The organism is Actinomadura sp. J1-007, from assembly GCF_009793335.1.
Classification (GTDB): Bacteria; Actinomycetota; Actinomycetes; order Streptosporangiales; family Streptosporangiaceae; genus Spirillospora; species Spirillospora yumaensis.
Genome location: NZ_WING01000001.1, coordinates 2895645 through 2912571 on the forward strand (window position 1 = coordinate 2895645; position 16927 = coordinate 2912571).

Consider the following 16927-nt stretch of genomic DNA (forward strand, 5'->3'; position numbering starts at 1 on the left):
CGGGCCTCGCCATGGGTGTCGGCCTCTCCGCCGTCCCGTTCGCCCCCGGGCCCGGCCTCGGCGCCGCCGCCGCGCACGCCGACCCGGTGGCCGACGCCAAGCGGCAGGCCACGCTGGTCGACCAGGAGGACCAGCGGATCATGCAGACGCGGTCGGTGCTGGCCGCGATCCTGATGATCGGCGGCGCGGCCACCGCGACGTGGAAGCGCCCGCAGATCTTCGGCTCGGCGCAGGGCAAGACGCTGGTGCTGCCCGCGGTCAACAGCGGCAAGTCGTACACCGTGGCCGACCTCCAGCGGTACGGGGGCAAGTACTTCCAGCGGCAGGCGGACGGGTCGTACGTCCTCGGCATCCACGTCTTCCTCGCCGACGGCGCCAAGCTGCTGCTCCAGAACCCGTCCGGCGGGCCGTTCACCCTCCGGATGGGCAGCGTGCCCGGCGCGTTCAGCTCCATCGTGAGCTTCGGCGGCAGCATCCAGATCTCCGGGACGCAGCGCTCGCCGGCGCAGATCACGAGCTGGAACCCGCAGTCGCGGCAGCCCGACACGCAGGTGGCCGACGGCCGCGCCTACATCCGCGCGGTCGGCGGCGACTTCAAGATGAAGTACGCCAAGGTGTCCAACCTCGGCTTCTGGTCCGGCCGTACGGGCGGCATCGCGCTGACCGGCACCGACCGTCCGGCGAGCGCGGTCAAGCACCTCAACAAGGACCAGCGGCACGCCAACAAGAAGCAGCGCGTCGAGCGCAACAAGAACGGCGGCAGCGGGGGCGGCGGCGGTCCGGGCGACATCGAGACCGAGAAGCCGGGCGGCACCGCCACGCACGTGCCGGCCGCCGACCTGGTGACCGGCGCGATCGACAACAGCACGATCAGCGGCGACGCGTTCGGGCTGTTCGTCTCCGGCTCCAACCAGACCCAGGTCACCAACAACCGGATCGAGAACAGCCTGGTGAACGGGCTGGTCATGCACCGGTTCGCCAAGAACGCCAACATCTCCAACACCACGGTCACCGGCAGCGCGGGCGACGGGTTCGTGCTGTCGCGCGCCACCGAGAAGGTCCGCGTCACCAACTGCACCGCCGAGCGGAACGGGCACAACGGGTTCACCGTCAACGGGCAGGCGCTCGCGGTCGGCCCGTCGGCGTCCGGCGAGTCGCTGGAGAGCTTCGGCGACAGCTCGATCAACAACAGCGTCGCCAAGGACAACGGCCACTACGGCATCGAGCTCATGGGCGGCGACAAGCTGTCGGTGCAGAACAGCAAGGTCATCGGCGGCGACATGGGGATCGTCGTGCGGTCCGGCGCGACCGCGGTGCAGATCTCCGGCAACCAGCTCACCGGGCAGGTCCGCCAGGGCATCGCGCTGCGCGACGGGGTCGAGGACGCCAGCGTCGCCGGGAACACGATCTCCGGGCCGCACACCGGCGTCTACATGCGCAACGCGTCCGGCAAGCTCGTCGGCAACGTGGTGCGCGGGGCGACCTCGCACGGCATCAGCCTGATCGGCTCGGCGGGCGGCTCCGAGGTGCGCAACAACACCCTCAGCGGGCGCGGCACGAGCGCGGTGAGCAGCTCGCGGGCGCACGGCGAGGTGACCAAGGAGGACAACGACACCGACCACTGGACCGACACCGCCTCGCTGTGGATGAAGGCCCAGCGGTACATGACGCCGCTGAACATGATCTGGGCGGCCGTGCTGCTCATGGTGGCGTTCTCGATGTTCCGGGCCCGCAACGGCGGGCTGCGGATCGGGCGGACGGGCCTGCACCCGTACGCGCTCCAGCAGCCGATGGAGAAGCGGCAGGTGTGGAGCCTGCCGCGGCGGCGGGGCGGCCCCGGGCAGCCCCCGCCGGGCCGTCCGGTCGCCGGGCGCCCGATGCCGGGCGGCCAGCCCGCGCCGGGCCGTCCGGGCCAGCCCGCGCCGCGCCCGATGCCGGGCCAGCCGGTCGCGGGACGGGGCGTCCCGGGCCAGCCGGTCGCCGGGCGGCACGCCTCTCCCCCGCCCCCCGGCGGACCGGGCGTGCCGCAGACGGTGCCGGGCGGCGTCTCCGGCGCTAACGGCCACGGGCCCGGCGCGAACGGCGGCAACGGCAACGGCGGCAACGGCGCGCAAGGGACCGGCGGGAACGGCAAGCGGGTCGCCGGGCCGCCGCAGCCCCAGGGCGCGCCGCCCGTCCCGCCGGTGATGCCGCAGCCGCGGGGCCCGCAGCCGGTCGCGCCGCACTCCTCGCAGACGACGGGGCCGCGGCCCGTTCCACCGCCGCAGACGCCACCGCACCCGACGCCCCGCCACGGCGTTCCCGCGCCCGGACAACGGAAGGGGGTCTGACATGGCCACCGGCCCCAAGCACGGAGGCGGCGCGAACGCCGGCGCGACCGGCACGGCCGCGCCCGCCGGAGCAGCCGGCACCGGCCCGAAGCACGGTGAGGCGCCGCCCCGCAAGTCGGGACGGCTCGGCAAGGTCGTGACGACGATCGTCGTGCTCGGCCTCGCGGGCGGCGGCACGTACCTCTACAAGACGATGTCGGACGGGTCGTCCGACCTGCCCGACGTCAACGAGGTGTCGGCCGACTCGGCGCGGCAGCAGTCGACGCTGGTCGACCAGGAGGACATGCGGGTCATGACGACCCGCGCCAAGCAGGAGTCCGACCTGGCGGGCGGCGGCACCGCCGCGCAGCAGGCCCGCTCGCCGCGGCTGCTGACCTCGTCGAACGGCCGGACGCTGATGCTCCCGCAGCGCCGCCAGCCGTACTACGTCGCCGAGCTGGAGAAGCTCGGCGGGCAGGACTTCCAGAAGCAGAGCGACGGGTCGTACCTGCTCAGCGTCAACATCATGGTCGGCGCGGGCGGCAAGCTGATCCTCCAGAGCTCGACCGGCCCGCTGACGATCCGGATGCGCAGCGTCCCGGGGGCGTTCGCCTCGATCGTCAGCGCCGGCGGCACCGTCAAGATCAACGGGTCGGCGCAGAACCCTGTGCGGTTCACCAGCTGGAACGAGGACACCCGCAAGCCCGACACGCAGGTGTCCGACGGCCGCGCCTACATCCGCGCGATCGGCGGCGAGTTCACCATGAAGTACACCCAGGTCTCCAACCTGGGGTTCTGGAGCGGGCGCACCGGCGGCGTCGCGCTGACCGGCTCGGACCGCCCGGACGCGGCGGCCGAGCGGTCCGCGGGCGGCGCGCCGAACGCGGTGATGCTGCCGAACGGGGGCCGCGAGGCGACCCGCGGCAACCGCGAGGAGGTCGAGGTCAGCCCCGCCGGGGGCGGCGGCGGTGGCGGCTCGTTCCACGTGCCGGCGGCCAACCTGGTGAGCGGCGCGGTCGACCACTCGACGTTCGACGGCAACGCGTACGGCATCTTCGTCACCGCGTCCAACCAGACGCTGCTGACCAACAACGCGATCCGCAACAGCCTGGTGCACGGGGTGCTGCTGCACCGGTTCGCCAAGAACGCGACGATCGAGAACACGACGGTCACCCGTTCGCGCGGCGACGGTTTCGTGCTGTCGCGCGGCACCGAGGGCGTCCGCGTCACCAACTGCGTGGCCGAGTCGAACGGCGGCAACGGCTTCACGCTGAACGGGCAGGCGCTCGCCGACGGCCCGTCCGCGTCCGGCGAGTCGATCACCAGCTTCGGCGGCAACCTGGTCAGCAGCAGCGTGGCCAAGAACAACCGCCGGTACGGCGTCGAGCTGCTCGGCGGCGACAACGTCGTCGTGCAGAACAGCCGGATCACCGGCGGCGACATGGGCATCGTCGCCCGCGACGACGCCACCCGCGTGCAGATCGCGGGCAACCAGGTGAGCAGGCCGAAGCGGCAGGGCATCGTGCTGCGCGACAACGTCACCGCGGCGACGCTGTCGGGCAACTTCGTCACCGGCACCGAGACCGCGCTGTACCTGCGCGACTCCAACGGGACGCTGAGCGGCAACACGGTGCAGTCGGCCAAGCGGCACGGCCTGACGCTGCGCGGCAACGTCAACGCGACCAACCTCACGGGCAACACCCTGAGCGGCGCGGGCCCGAGCGCGATGGACGTCGACCGCGCCACCGGCAAGTGGCAGAACGTGGGCAACAACACCAAGGGCTGGCACAAGACCGCGGGCTTCTGGACCTGGATGAAGCGGGTCTTCAAGCCGATGAACGTGATCTGGGCCAGCGTGTTCCTCCTGGTGGCGGTGTCGATGTTCCGGTCCAGGGGGGCGGGGCTGCGGATCGGGCGGCGCGGCGCGCACCCGTACGAGCACCAGGACAAGCTCGAAGAGCGCCCGGTGCGGCTGCTGCGCCGTGCCACTACCGTCCCGCAGCAGGGCTCCCAGCACGGCGGGGAACGGGTGGGCGCGCGCGCCGGCCGTTAGCCGTGCCGGGCGCGGGCAGTCGGTCGCACGAGCGGTCGCACCAGAGGTCAGCCAAGGAGTAGTTCAGCAATGACGATCAAGATCGACGTGAAGTTCCTCGTGGGCCTTTTGGTCGGCGCGGTGGTCGTGGGAGGGCTGGTCTTCCTGTTCGTCGGCGGAGGCGACGACGACGACGACGGCAAGACCAAGGACGTGGCGGGCAACGGCCCGGCCGCGGGCGCCGGCTCGGCGCCGGGGGCCGGCGAGGAGACCGGCGGCGACGAGGGCGACGGCGGCGGCAAGGGCGGCGGCGCGCAGCCCGGCGCGGCGCCCGCGCTGCCGGTGCCCGAGGGCGCGGGCAAGGTCGAGTGCCCGAAGCCGACCAAGACGGTCGGCAGCGCGCAGGAGCTGGAGCAGGCCGTCAAGGGCGCCCAGGCCGGCGACGTCATCAAGATGAACCCCGGCAAGTACGAGGGCAAGTTCGTCGCGACGGCGTCGGGGACGGCGCAGCAGCCGATCTACCTGTGCGGCGACAAGGGCGCGATCCTCGACGGCGGCGGCCCGAAGAAGGGCTACGCGTTCCACCTCAACAAGGCCAACTACTGGCGGCTCATCGGCTTCACGGTGCAGAACAGCCAGAAGGGCGTGATGGCCGACACCAGCAACGGGTCCATGGTGCAGGGCCTGGAGGTGCACGACATCGGGGACGAGGCCATCCACTTCCGCAACTTCTCCACCGGCAACACCGTCCAGTACAACAAGATCTACAACACCGGGCTGCGCCGCGAGAAGTTCGGCGAGGGCGTCTACCTCGGCACTGCGGAGTCGAACTGGCAGAAGATCTCCGGCGGCAAGCCGGACAAGAGCGACAACAACGTCGTGCGCGGCAACGTGATCCGCGCGACCGCCGAGGCCATCGACATCAAGGAGGGCACCACCGGCGGCAAGATCATCGGGAACGTGTTCGACGGGTCGGCGACCGGCGGCGACAAGCACAACGACTCGTGGGTGGACGTCAAGGGCAACAACTACGTCCTTGAGGGCAACAAGGGCACCAAGACCCCGATGGACGGCTTCCAGGTCCACGAGATCCAGGCCGGCTGGGGCAAGGGCAACGTGTTCAAGGGCAACACCATCGACCTCGCCGGGGGCAAGGGGGTCGGCATCAACGACACCAAGGGCGGCAACACGATCGGCTGCGACAACAAGGTGCAGGGCGGTCAGCTGACCTCGAAGGGCAAGTGCGGCTAGGCGGCTAGGGGGACCGTGAAGATCGATCTGAAGTTCGCCGGGCTGCTGGTCGCGGGGGCCGTCGCCACGAGCGCGGTCGTGCTCGTGACCACCGGCGGCGACGACGACGGGCCGAGCGAACCGGCGGCGGGGAGCGACCCGTTCGCCGCGCCGTCCGGCCCCGCCGTTCCGGCGCCCGCGCCGGGACGGGGGGCCGGGGCCGCGCCGAGCAACGGCGCGGGCGGCGGGGCGGGCGCGCAGCAGCCGCAGAACCTGCCGCTGCCCGAGCCGAGGCGCGTGGCGTGCCCGCGGCCGACCGCGACCGTGCGGAACGCGACCGAGTTGCAGGGCAGGCTCACCGTCGCCGAGCCCGGCGAGGTGATCCGGCTCGCCCCGGGTACGTACCGGGGGCAGTTCACCACGCAGAAGTCGGGCGCGCCCGACAAGCCGATCTTCGTCTGCGGCGGCCCGCGCACGGTCCTGGACGGCGGGAGCCCGGCCAAGGGCTACGGGTTCCACCTGGACGGCGCGAGCCACTGGCGGCTGATCGGGTTCACCCTCCAGCGCAGCCAGAAGGGGGTGATGCTGGACGGCTCGAACGGCTCGGTGCTCCAGGGCCTGACCGTCCGCGAGACCGGCGACGAGGCGATCCACCTGCGCCGGTTCAGCACGGGCAACGCCGTCCAGTTCAACGTCATCTCCGCGACGGGCAGGGGCAACCCGCGGTTCGGCGAGGGGGTGTACCTAGGGTCCTCCCACAACAACTGGGGCGACCTGACCCAGGGGCAGCCGGACCGCAGCGACAACAACCTCGTGGCGGGCAACCGGATCCAGGCGACCGCCGAGGCGGTCGACATCAAGGAGGGCACGACCGGCGGGCGGCTCGCCGACAACGTCTTCGACGGGTCGCGGCTGTCCGGCGACAAGGTGAACGACTCGTGGGTGGACGCGAAGGGCAACAACTACGTGATCGAGGGGAACCGCGGGACCAGGACGGTCAAGGACGGTTTCCAGACCCACGAGGAATACCAGGGGTGGGGCACCGGCAACGTCTTCCGCCGCAACGTGATCGCGCTCGGCGGCGGCAAGGGCGCCGGGATCGCCCTGTTCTCCGACGGCAACACCGTCGCCTGCGACAACAGGGTCACCGGCGGCCAACTGATCAACAAGGGCAAGTGCTCCTGAGGGCCTGCGGGAGTCTGATCAATCCGTCACCACTCGACAAGGAGAAGCAATGAACGCGACGGAGTCCCCGAGGCTCACCGTCATCGGCACCGGCTACCTCGGCGCCACCCACGCGATCTGCATGGCCGTGCTGGGCTACGAGGTGCTCGGCGTCGACGTGGACGAGGGGAAGATCGCCAAACTCGCGTCCGGCGAGGTCCCGTTCTTCGAGCCGGGCCTGCCCGAACTGCTGGCGAAGGCCCTGGAGTCGGGGCGGCTGCGGTTCACCACGTCGTTCGAGGAGGCCGGCGGGTTCGGCGACGTCCACTTCCTGTGCGTCGGGACGCCGCAGCAGCCGGGCTCGGACGCGGCGGACCTGACGTACGTGGACGCGGCGGTGCGCGCTCTCGCCCCGTACCTGGACCGCCGCGCGCTCGTCGTCGGCAAGTCCACCGTGCCGGTCGGCACCGCCAAGCGGCTCACCGAGGTGATCCAGGACCTCGCGCCCGCCGGGACCGACGTCGAGCTGGCCTGGAACCCCGAGTTCCTGCGCGAGGGCTTCGCCGTGGACGACACCATGCGGCCCGACCGCATGGTCTTCGGCGTCGCGTCGCAGTGGGCCGAGGACCGGCTGCGCGCCGCGTTCAAGCCCGTCCTCGACCTCGGCACGCCGGTGGTGCGCACCGACCTCGCCACGGCGGAGCTGGTCAAGGTCGCCGCCAACTCGTTCCTGGCCACCAAGATCTCCTACATCAACGCGATGGCGGAGGTGTGCGAGGCGGTCGGCGCCGACATCAAGGACCTGGCCGACTCGCTCGCCCTGGACGACCGGATCGGCGGCAAGTTCCTGAAGCCGGGCCTCGGCTTCGGCGGCGGCTGCCTGCCGAAGGACATCCGGGCGTTCGCGCACCGGGCCGAGGAGATCGGCGTCGGGCAGGCGGTGTCGTTCCTGCGCGAGGTGGACGACATCAACCGGCGCCGCCGCGCCCGCACCGTGGACCTCGTCCGCGAGCTGCTCGGCGGGCAGATCTCCGGCAAGCGGATCGCGGCGTGGGGCGCGGCGTTCAAGCCGAACTCCGACGACATCCGCGACGCGCCCGCGCTGGACGTCGCGCGCACCATGCACGGGCTCGGCGGGCACGTACGGGTCTTCGACCCCGCCGCGCTCGACAACGCCCGCCGCGCGTTCCCCGAGCTGCGCTACGGCGACAGCGCCCTCGACGTCGCCGAGAACGCCGACGTCGTCGTCCTGCTCACCGAGTGGTCGGACTTCCGCGAGATCGACCCGGCCGCGCTCGCCGAGGTCGTCCGGGAGAAGCGGATCGTGGACGGCCGCCACGCCCTGGACGCCGAGCGGTGGCGCGCGGCCGGCTGGGAGTACCGCGCCCTGGGCCGTTCCTGAGATCGCTCCCTTCGTTCCCGCCGGCGCCCCCAGGGTGACCGGCGGGAACAACACGGTCCCGGAACGGGTTACGGTGGGCGAGAGGGCCGGATCCGTCCGCCCCTCCCGGACGAGGAGTACGCGCCGTACCCGGAAAGCCAAGACGACGCGTGGTCGGCAACGTCGTCTCGTCCGGGAGCATCACATGGCTTGGATCATCGTCATCGTCGCGGGCCTCTTCGAGGTCGCGATGGCCCTGTGCCTGAAGGCCAGCAAGGGCTTCTCCGAGGTCGTCCCGTCCGCCGGGTTCCTCGTCTTCGCCGTCACCAGCTTCGGGCTGCTCACCTACGCCCTGAAGTCGCTGGACGTCGGCACCGCGTACGCCGTGTGGGTCGGCATCGGCGCGGTCGGCACGGCCGCCCTCGGCATGCTGTTCATGGGCGACCAGGTCAGCGCCCTGAAGATCGGCGCCCTGGCGCTGATCGTCATCGGCGTCGTCGGCCTCAACCTCGCCGGCGGCGGCCACTGATCCCCATTCCCGGGGATTTTCCCGGCAAGGGAACGTAGCCTCCCGTATGGGCGTCTATCGCCAGTGGGCGGTACTTCACACGGGAGGGGCCGAGGGCCGTGGTCTTCAAGAAGCTCAAGCAGGCGATGGGGGTCGGGGGACCTTCGATCGAGACGGTGCTGAACGACCCGAACACCACGCCGGGCGGGGTCGTCACCGGCGAGATCACCATCATCGGCGGCAAGTTCGACTCCGACATCAAGGCCGTGAACCTGGCGCTGCGCACCCGCGTCGAGGTCGAGTCCGGCGACAACGAGTACAGCTCCAACCTGGAGTACGCCAAGCTCCCCGTCGCGGGGGCGTTCGACCTCGACGAGGGCGCGCGGCACAGCGTCGGCTTCCAGTTCCAGGTGCCCTGGGAAGCGCCCCTGACGCACTTCTACGGGCAGCCGCTGCACGGCACGACGGTCGGCCTCGCCACCGAGCTGGAGGTCGCCGGGGCGGTCGACCCGGGCGACCTCGACCCCATCGCGGTGCACCCGCTGCCCGCGCAGGAGCGGATCCTGTCGGCGTTCGCCAACCTCGGCTTCCGCTTCCGCAACGCCGACTGCGAGAAGGGCCGCATCTGGGGCGTCCACCAGGAGCTGCCGTTCTACCAGGAGATCGAGTTCCAGCCCCCGCCTCAGTACGCCCGCGGCATCACCCAGCTCGAGGTGACGTTCGTGTCGTACGCCCAGTCGATGGAGGTCGTCCTCGAACTCGACAAGCGCGGCGGCGTCTTCACCGAGGGCCACGACGCGTTCAGCCGCTTCACCGTGGACTACGCGACCGCCGGCCACACCGACTGGGAGCGCCAGCTCGACGGCTTCCTCCAGGACGCCGGCCGCCGCCGCGGCTTCTTCTGACAGGACCCCGCCGCCGAACGCGTCCGGGGGGACGCGGACGCGACCTTGATCGGGAACGTTTCTGGCCGTAGAAAGAGTGGTCGTGGCACAGCCCCCCGGACTGAACGACGCCGAACGACGCCTCTGGGCCGCGTTCCCCACGGGGGACGACGTGGTCCTCGGGAGCGATCCGCCCGCCGGCCCCATGCCCGAACGGATCGTCCGCGCCGAGGTGATCGCGCAGCTCATGCTCGGCGCGGGCGAGACCCGGCCGGGGTTCGTCCCCGCGGTGCGGCTGCACGGGGCGTACGTCGTCGGGCGGCTCGACGTGTCGGGCGGGACGGTCGAGTACGAGCTGCGGCTGGAGAAGTGCCGCCTGGTCGAGGGACCGGTGTTCGTCAACGCCGAGACGCGGCAGCTCCGGTTCGCCGACTGCCGGATGCCGGGGTTCGACGGCGGCGGGCTGCGCGCCGACGGCTACCTCAGCCTGTCCGGGTCGGAGATCGAGGGCGAGGTGCGGCTGCCGCGCGCGCAGCTGACCGGCGGCCTGCGGATGAACCGGACGAAGGTCACCGTCACCGACCCGGACCGGTGGGCGGTGTTCAGCGGGGGCCTGGTCGTGGAGGTCGGCGCGTTCTTCCACGACGCCGAGATCACCGGCGGGATGCGGCTGGTCGGGGCGCGGATGAACGGGGGGCTGTTCATGCAGCGCGCCCTGCTGCGCAACCCGGGCCGGATCGCGCTGGACGCCGAGAGCATGATCGTGATGAACACCGCGGAGCTGAGCGCGGGGTTCCGCAGCGAGGGCACGGTACGGCTCCGCAACGCCCGCTTCGACGGCATCCTGTCGTTCTCCAAGGCGACCCTCGACTCCTGCGACCCGGACCGGATGGCGCTGCACGCCAGCCACATCCAGGCGGACGAGCTGATCCTCTGGCCGACGGAGAAGATCAAGGGGCGGGTGTCGCTGTCGTACTCCCGGATCGCGGTGATCATGGATCATCCGTCGATCTGGCCGGACCGGCTGTGGCTGAACGGCCTGACGTACGAGACGCTGCGCGGCGGCGAGTTCGAGGACCGGCTCCGGTGGGTCGACCGCGACGGCGAGTTCCACCTCCAGCCGTACGAGCAGCTCGCCACCTGGTACCACGGCATCGGCCACGACGACCTCGCCCGCAAGGTGCAGCTCGCGAAGCTGCGGGCGCGGCGCCGCAAGCTGAACCCGGTCGGCAGGGCGTGGAACCACCTGCTCGACTGGACGGTCGGGTACGGGTACCGGCCGTGGCTGGCGTTCATGTGGTTCGCGGTGCTGCTCGCGATCGGCACGGTGGTCTTCTCCGTCGACCGGCCGCACTCGATCAAGCAGGAGGGCGAGCGGCCCGCGTTCCACGCGCTGGTCTACTCGCTCGACCTGCTGATCCCGATCGACACGTTCGGGCAGCAGCAGTCGTTCGACCCGGGCGGCTGGTCGCGCTGGGTGTCGTACGGGCTGGTCGCGGCGGGCTGGGTGCTCGCGACCGCGCTGCTCGCGGGCGTCACCCGGGTGCTGCGGCCGAGGTGACCGGCCCGGCCCGCACGATCCGGCGGCGCCGGGCGCGAACCAACGCGCCGCCGCGCGCATCGACCCGAGTGGGGTGCGCGACGACGATCCGACGAGAATGGGGTCTCATGGGCACGTATCTGATCACCGGCGCGACCGGCGGCATCGGCGCCGCGGTCGCCGGGCTGCTGCGCGGGCGCGGCCACGACCTGATCCTCACCGGCCGTTCCGCGGAACGCCTCGACGCGCTCGCCGGGTCGCTGCGCGGCGGCGCGCACGCGGCGACCCAGGTGATCGTGACCGCGGCGGCGGGCCCGGCGGCGGGGAACGGCGCGACGGGCGTACCGGCGGCGCAGCCCGCGCAGCCGGCGCGGGCGTCGATCCGCACGGTCCCGCTCGACCTGAACGAGCCGCGCCGGCTGGAGGCGGCCCTCGCGATGGAGGGGCTGCCCGAACGGCTCGACGGCCTCGTCCACGCGGCCGGGCACGTCCACCTGTCCACGGTCGCCGACCTGGAGGCCGACGAGTGGACCGACCACCTCAACGTCAACCTGGTGTCGGCGGCGGAGCTGACCCGGCTGCTGCTCCCGGCGCTGCGCGCGGCGCGGGGGCACGTGGTCTTCGTCAACTCGACGGCCGGGCTGCGCGCCAACCCCGACTGGGCGGCGTACGCGGCGAGCAAGTTCGGGCTGCGGGCGCTCGCCGACTCGCTGCGCGCGGAGGAGCCCGGCCTGCGGGTGACGACGGTCTACCCGGGCCGTACGGCGACGGAGATGCAGCGCAAGGTCCGGGGGCAGGAGGGCAAGCCGTACGAGGCGTCCGACTTCGCGGCGCCGTCCACGGTGGCGCGCGTCCTCCTGGCGGCGCTGGAGACGCCGCGCGACGCGGTCGTGTCCGACGTGACCGTCCGGCCGGGTTAGTCCCCGACCGGCGCCCTCACGCCCGGAGGGGGCGGTCCTGGGGGCCGGGGGTCAGGGGGATTCGGTGCGGGAGCGGCGCAGGAGCCACGAGGCGAGGACGCCGCCGATGAGGCCGAACAGGTGGCCCTGCCAGGAGATGGTGGGGTCCTGCGGGATCACGCCGAGCAGCAGCGTGCCGTACACGACGACGACGCCCACGGCGATCACCACGTCGAGGACGCGCCGTTCGAACAGCCCCCGGCCGAGCAGGTAGCCGAAGAAGCCGAAGATCAGGATGCTCGACCCGAGCGTGTTGGCGGAGCTGGTGAACCAGACGCCGAGCCCGCCGACCACGGTCACGATCAGCATCGTCCCGAAGAACTTGGCGATCCCGCGCACGGCGGCGAGGAACCCGAGGACCAGGAACGGCACGGTGTTGCCCGCGAGGTGGTCGAGCCCGCCGTGCATGAACGGCGCGGTGAAGATGTCCGGCAGGTCGTCCACGTCGTGCGGCTGGATGCCGAACTGGTCCAGCTCGCCGCCGCTGACGCTGTCGACCAGCTCCAGCACCCACATCAGGGCGGTGATGGTGCCGACCACGGCCGCCGCCGAGAGCGCGCGGGCGCCGTGGAGGGCGAGTCCTTCGGAACGCTTCTTGTCGGGGACCGAGGGATAACTCATGTACGCCACCGTAAGTCCGGATGCCCCTGCCGTCACCATGGGAAACGATCGCGCCCACCGGAACGTGCCCGCCCCGGCCCGGCCCGCCCCCGCTCCCGCCCCGCCCGCGGCGGAACGGGGCCCGTTGGCGAATGTGATTCGGTTTCGGGCATGGTGGGGCGATGCGCGCAGTGGTATGTGAGGAGCTCGGCTCCGTGGTGGTGAAGGAGGCCGGCCCGGTCGAGCCGGGACCCGGCCAGGTGGTGATCGCCGTCGAGGCGGCGGGCGTCAACTACGTGGACGCTCTGTTCGTGCACGGCCGGTACCAGATCAAGCCGGAGCCGCCGTTCGTGCCGGGCGGCGAGGCGGCCGGGACGGTCGTCGCGGCGGGCGCGGGGTCCGCGCCGGAGCCCGGCACGCGGGTGCTCGCGATGTGCGGGCTCGGCGCGTTCGCCGAACGGATCGCGGTCCCGGCCGCGGCGGCGGTGCCGATCCCCGACCGGCTGGACGCCGCGCGGGCCGCCACGTTCGCGCAGAGCTACTGCACGGGCCTGTTCGGCCTGCGGGAACGCGCCGGGCTGAAGGCCGGGGAGACGGTGCTCGTGCTCGGCGCGGGCGGCGGGGTCGGGCTCGCGGCCGTACAGGTCGCGGTGGCGCTCGGCGCGCGCGTGCTGGCGGGCGCGTCGTCCGCGGCCAAGCGGGAGGCGGCGCTCGCGGCCGGGGCGGAGGCCGTCGTGGACACCTCGGCCGAGGACGTCAAGTCGGCCGCCCGCGCGTGGTCGGACGGCGGGGTGGACGTCGTGTACGACCCGGTGGGCGGCGCGCTGGCGGACCCGGCGCTGCGCGCGCTGCGCGAAGGGGGCCGCCATGTCGTGATCGGGTTCGCGTCGGGCGACATCCCGTCCCTGCCGCTCAACCAGGTGCTGCTGCGCAACCGCGCGGTGGTCGGGGTGGACTGGGGCGCCTGGCAGATGGCGGACCCGGCCGGGCAGCGGGCGCTGCTCGGCGAGCTTCTGGAGTTGGTCGCGGACGGCCGCCTGGACCCGGTCGCACCGCGCACCGAGCCGCTCGGCTCGGCGGGCCCGGTGCTGGACGACCTGCTCGGCCGCCGCGTCGTCGGCAAGGTGGCCCTGATCCCCTGAGCGTTCGCGCTCCGGGGGACGCGGAGCGCCCGGCTCGGGCGGGCCGGACCGGCGGGTCGGTCGCGCGGGCGTCCCGGCCCGCGCGGGGCGTCCCGACTCGGGCGAGCCGGTCAGGTGGGTCGGTCGCGCGGGGCGTCCCGGCCTGGGTGGGGCGTCCGGCTCGGGTGGGGCGGGCGTCCGGCTCGGGCGGGGCGGTCAGGCGGCGGAGGCGGCCTGGTCGGCTTCGGGGACGTCGCCGCGCACGGTGATGACCGGCAGGCGGCGGCGGGCGGGAGCCTCGGTGGAACGGCGCAGGTAGCGGCGCTCCTCGGGGGTCGTACCGCCCCAGATGCCGTCGGGCTCGCCGACGCGCAGCGCCCAGGACAGGCAGTCGGCGGTCACCGGGCAGTTGGCGCAGATCGCCTTGGCGGCCCGCTGCTGCTCCTGGAGCACCTCGGCGGTGTACCCGATGGGGAAGAAGAGGTCGGGATCGGCGCCACGGCAGATGGCGTGGTCGGTCCAGTGTTCCTCGTCAGGCGTCTTCGGCATGGCTGTCTCCCTGCGGCGGTCCGGGGTCCCGGCCACCGGCAGTTCGCGGATCGAAGTGGTTTCCACCCAACGTAGTACTACGAGCCGTAGTACTACAAGTCATGGTGAACATTGGCCTGGAACGTCCGGATAGCCTGTTGACGTGCAGCGTGATCAAGAAGTGACCTTCCGCGCGGCGACGGTGGACGATCTGCCGGAGATCGTCCGCCTGCTCGCCGACGATCCCCTCGGCGCGGCGCGCGAAACGCCCGCGGCGGGCGCGTCCGGGCCGGGCGCGTCCGGGGCGGGCGCGGACGCCGTTCCCGCGCCGTACGCGGCGGCGTTCGCGGCGATCGAGAAGGACCCCAACAACCTGCTGGTCGTCGCGGAGGCGGACGGCAGGGTCGCGGGCACGATGCAGATCACCTACATCCCCGGCCTCACCTACACCGGCGGCGAACGGGCCCAGATCGAGGGCGTGCGGATCGCCGCCGAGCAGCGCGGGCGCGGCATCGGCCAGGCCATGATCGGCTGGGCGATCGAGCAGGCCCGGCTCCGCGGCTGCCGGCTCGTCCAGCTCACCACGGACCGGCAGCGCCCGGACGCGGTCCGCTTCTACCAGAAGATGGGCTTTCGTCCGTCACATATGGGGATGAAGTTCCACCTGGTGGATGGCTGACGGCGCGTTCGCCTCCGGCTCTGTCTCCGTTCACCCGGCCGTGGAATGCTGGCAATCCGGACGTCACCTCCGTCGAGCGCCGAGGAGCAGAGCGTGGCCGTGAAGCACCTGGAGATCGAGCGCAAGTACGACGCGGCGGCGGACTTCGGCCTCCCCGACCTGTCCGGGCTGCCGGGCGTCGCGTCCATCGCCGGGCCGCGGACCCACGGGCTGCACGCCACCTACTTCGACACCGCCGACCTGCGCCTCGCCGCGCACGGCATCACGCTGCGCCGCCGCCGCGGGGGCGACGACGCGGGCTGGCACCTGAAGATCCCCGCCGGGCCCGACAGCAAGCAGGAGCTGCGCGCTCCGCTCGGCCGGGCGCGGATCGTCCCGGCGCGGCTGGCGTCGCTGGTCGCCGCGTACACCCGGGGCGAGCCCCTGCTCCCCGTCGCCACGCTGGAGACCGAGCGCACGGTCGTACGGCTGCTGGACGCGTCCGGCGAGACGCTCGCCGAGGTCGCCGACGACGCGGTGTCGGGCCGCGACCTGCGCGGCGCCGCCCGCGTGACCGCACCGCCCGAGGTGACCGGCCAGGCCATGCCCTTCTCCTCGCGGTCCGCCGCCTCCGGCGCGACGGCGAACGACGCGGACGCCGACGCGGACGGCCTCGTGAGCCGCGCGCCGGGCGAGCCCGGCAGCGTCGCGAACACGGGGAACGCCAACGGCGTCGTCACCGTGATCGACGCCGAGGGAACGGGCGTCGTACCGGCGGGCGTCCCGGTCGGCGAGGCGCTCGCGCCCGCCGCCGCGTGGCGCGAGATCGAGGTCGAGCTCGTCGCGGGCACCCAGGAGCTGCTGAAGGCGGCGGGCAAGCGGCTGCGCAAGGCGGGGGCGAGCCGCGCCGGTTCGTCCTCCAAGCTCGGGCGGCTGCTGAACGACGCGATCGAGCCGCCCCCCGCGACGGCGGCCCGCGCGGACGCCGAGGAGCGGATCGGCGCCGCGAACGGCTCGGGCCCGTCCGGCAAGTCCCGCTCCACGTCCGCGCCGACGACCGGCGACGCCGTGGTCGCGTACCTGGCCGCGCAGGTGGAGGCGATCCTGAGGTACGACCCGAAGGCGCGGCTCGCCGAGCACGACGCCGTCCACCGGATGCGGGTCGCGGTGCGCCGCACGCGCAGCGCGTTGCAGAGCTACCGGCCCGTGCTCGACCGCGACCGCACCGACCCGCTCGGACCGGAGCTGAAGTGGCTGGCCGCCGAGCTGGGCGCGGTCCGCGACCTGGAGGTGCTGCGGATGCGGTTCGCCGGGCGGTGGCTCGCGCTCGCCCCCGCGGAGGCGGGCGCGGAGCCGGCCTGGCTGGCGGAGATCGCCGAACGGGAGCGGTCGGCGTACCGGGGCCTGAACGCCGCGCTGAAGGAGCCGCGCTACTTCGCGCTCCTCGACGCCCTGGACCGCCTCGTCGCGGACCCGCCGCTCGCCGGGCGCGCCTCCGGGCGCAAGGCCCGCAAGGAGCTGCCCCGCCTGGTCGAGCGGGCGTGGCGGCGGCTGGAGCGCACGTACGCCACGATCGGCGAGGCGAGCGACGCGGGCGTGGCGGGCCTGGCCGGCGCGAGCCTAGCGGGCGGCGCGGACGGCGCGGGCGCGGCTGGCGGCGCGCATGATCCCGACACGGCCCGGCACGACACCCGCAAGGCGGCCAAGCGGGCGCGGTACGCGGCGGAGCTGGCCGTGCCCGTGCTCGGCGCGCCCGCCTCGGCGGTCGCGCGGAACGCCAGGCGGCTCCAGGAGACGCTCGGCGGCTACCAGGACGGCGTGATCGCGATGGAGCACCTGCGCGCCGCGTCCGCCCGCACCCGCGACGCCGCCGGGTCGTTCGCCCTCGGCGTCCTGTACGGCGTGGAGCACTGCGAGGCCGAACGGGCGCGGGACGCCCTGCCCGGGGTCTGGGAGTCGCTCGACCGCCCCGCCTTCTGACGGCGGGCCCCCGGGCCGGACGCGGGGCGCGTC

General features: G+C 73.1%; 14 protein-coding genes and 1 riboswitch. Of the genes, 12 read left to right on the forward strand and 2 right to left on the reverse strand.

Annotated elements, in window-relative coordinates; all coding sequences use genetic code 11:
- The first annotated feature begins 11 nt into the window (after positions 1-11).
- The 9 genes from GEV43_RS13080 (at position 12) to GEV43_RS13120 (ending at position 11968) form a co-directional block, all read left to right on the forward strand.
- Positions 12-2330 (forward strand): nitrous oxide reductase family maturation protein NosD, encoded by a 2319-nt coding sequence (locus GEV43_RS13080; RefSeq protein WP_160820926.1) that lies wholly within the window; start codon positions 12-14, stop codon positions 2328-2330.
- A 1-nt stretch (position 2331) separates the two neighbouring features.
- Positions 2332-4362 carry a right-handed parallel beta-helix repeat-containing protein gene (locus tag GEV43_RS13085; protein WP_160820927.1) on the forward strand — a complete coding sequence of 677 codons (2031 nt, stop codon included), beginning with the start codon at positions 2332-2334 and terminating at the stop codon, positions 4360-4362.
- A 69-nt stretch (positions 4363-4431) separates the two neighbouring features.
- Positions 4432-5592 (forward strand): nitrous oxide reductase family maturation protein NosD, encoded by a 1161-nt coding sequence (locus GEV43_RS13090; protein WP_160820928.1) that lies wholly within the window; start codon positions 4432-4434, stop codon positions 5590-5592.
- Between the two features lie 15 nt (positions 5593-5607).
- Entirely contained in the window at positions 5608-6756 is a 1149-nt protein-coding gene (locus GEV43_RS13095) for a NosD domain-containing protein (RefSeq protein WP_160820929.1), read from the forward strand.
- A gap of 49 nt (positions 6757-6805) precedes the next feature.
- Entirely contained in the window at positions 6806-8137 is a 1332-nt protein-coding gene (locus GEV43_RS13100; protein ID WP_160820930.1) for a UDP-glucose/GDP-mannose dehydrogenase family protein, read from the forward strand.
- A 79-nt stretch (positions 8138-8216) separates the two neighbouring features.
- A riboswitch (guanidine-III (ykkC-III) riboswitch) is annotated at positions 8217-8289 on the forward strand.
- Positions 8290-8321: 32 nt separating this feature from the next.
- On the forward strand, positions 8322-8645 hold the full coding sequence (locus tag GEV43_RS13105; protein WP_160820931.1) for a multidrug efflux SMR transporter: 324 nt from the start codon (positions 8322-8324) through the stop codon (positions 8643-8645).
- Positions 8646-8743: 98 nt separating this feature from the next.
- Complete coding sequence (locus tag GEV43_RS13110; RefSeq protein WP_160820932.1) at positions 8744-9529, forward strand: sporulation protein; 786 nt, start codon at positions 8744-8746, stop codon at positions 9527-9529.
- 82 nt (positions 9530-9611) lie between these two features.
- The gene (locus tag GEV43_RS13115) at positions 9612-11069 is read left to right on the forward strand and encodes a hypothetical protein (RefSeq protein ID WP_160820933.1); all 1458 of its coding nucleotides are present in this window, start codon (positions 9612-9614) and stop codon (positions 11067-11069) included.
- Positions 11070-11176: 107 nt separating this feature from the next.
- Positions 11177-11968 (forward strand): SDR family oxidoreductase, encoded by a 792-nt coding sequence (locus tag GEV43_RS13120; RefSeq protein WP_160820934.1) that lies wholly within the window; start codon positions 11177-11179, stop codon positions 11966-11968.
- Positions 11969-12019: 51 nt separating this feature from the next.
- Here GEV43_RS13120 and GEV43_RS13125 read toward each other — a convergent pair whose 3' ends face one another.
- The gene (locus tag GEV43_RS13125; protein ID WP_160820935.1) at positions 12020-12628 is read right to left on the reverse strand and encodes a rhomboid family intramembrane serine protease; all 609 of its coding nucleotides are present in this window, start codon (positions 12626-12628) and stop codon (positions 12020-12022) included.
- Positions 12629-12789: 161 nt separating this feature from the next.
- Between GEV43_RS13125 and GEV43_RS13130 the strand changes: the two genes are divergently transcribed.
- Positions 12790-13749 (forward strand): NADPH:quinone oxidoreductase family protein, encoded by a 960-nt coding sequence (locus tag GEV43_RS13130; protein WP_160820936.1) that lies wholly within the window; start codon positions 12790-12792, stop codon positions 13747-13749.
- A gap of 195 nt (positions 13750-13944) precedes the next feature.
- On the opposite strand, the gene GEV43_RS13135 is transcribed toward GEV43_RS13130, so the two are convergent.
- Complete coding sequence (locus tag GEV43_RS13135; RefSeq protein ID WP_160820937.1) at positions 13945-14277, reverse strand: WhiB family transcriptional regulator; 333 nt, start codon at positions 14275-14277, stop codon at positions 13945-13947.
- Between the two features lie 142 nt (positions 14278-14419).
- Between GEV43_RS13135 and GEV43_RS13140 the strand changes: the two genes are divergently transcribed.
- Positions 14420-14935: a GNAT family N-acetyltransferase gene (locus GEV43_RS13140; protein ID WP_375539042.1), complete on the forward strand. Its 516-nt coding sequence runs from the start codon at positions 14420-14422 to the stop codon at positions 14933-14935.
- A gap of 93 nt (positions 14936-15028) precedes the next feature.
- On the forward strand, positions 15029-16894 hold the full coding sequence (locus GEV43_RS13145) for a CYTH and CHAD domain-containing protein (protein ID WP_160820938.1): 1866 nt from the start codon (positions 15029-15031) through the stop codon (positions 16892-16894).
- Positions 16895-16927: the final 33 nt, after the last annotated feature.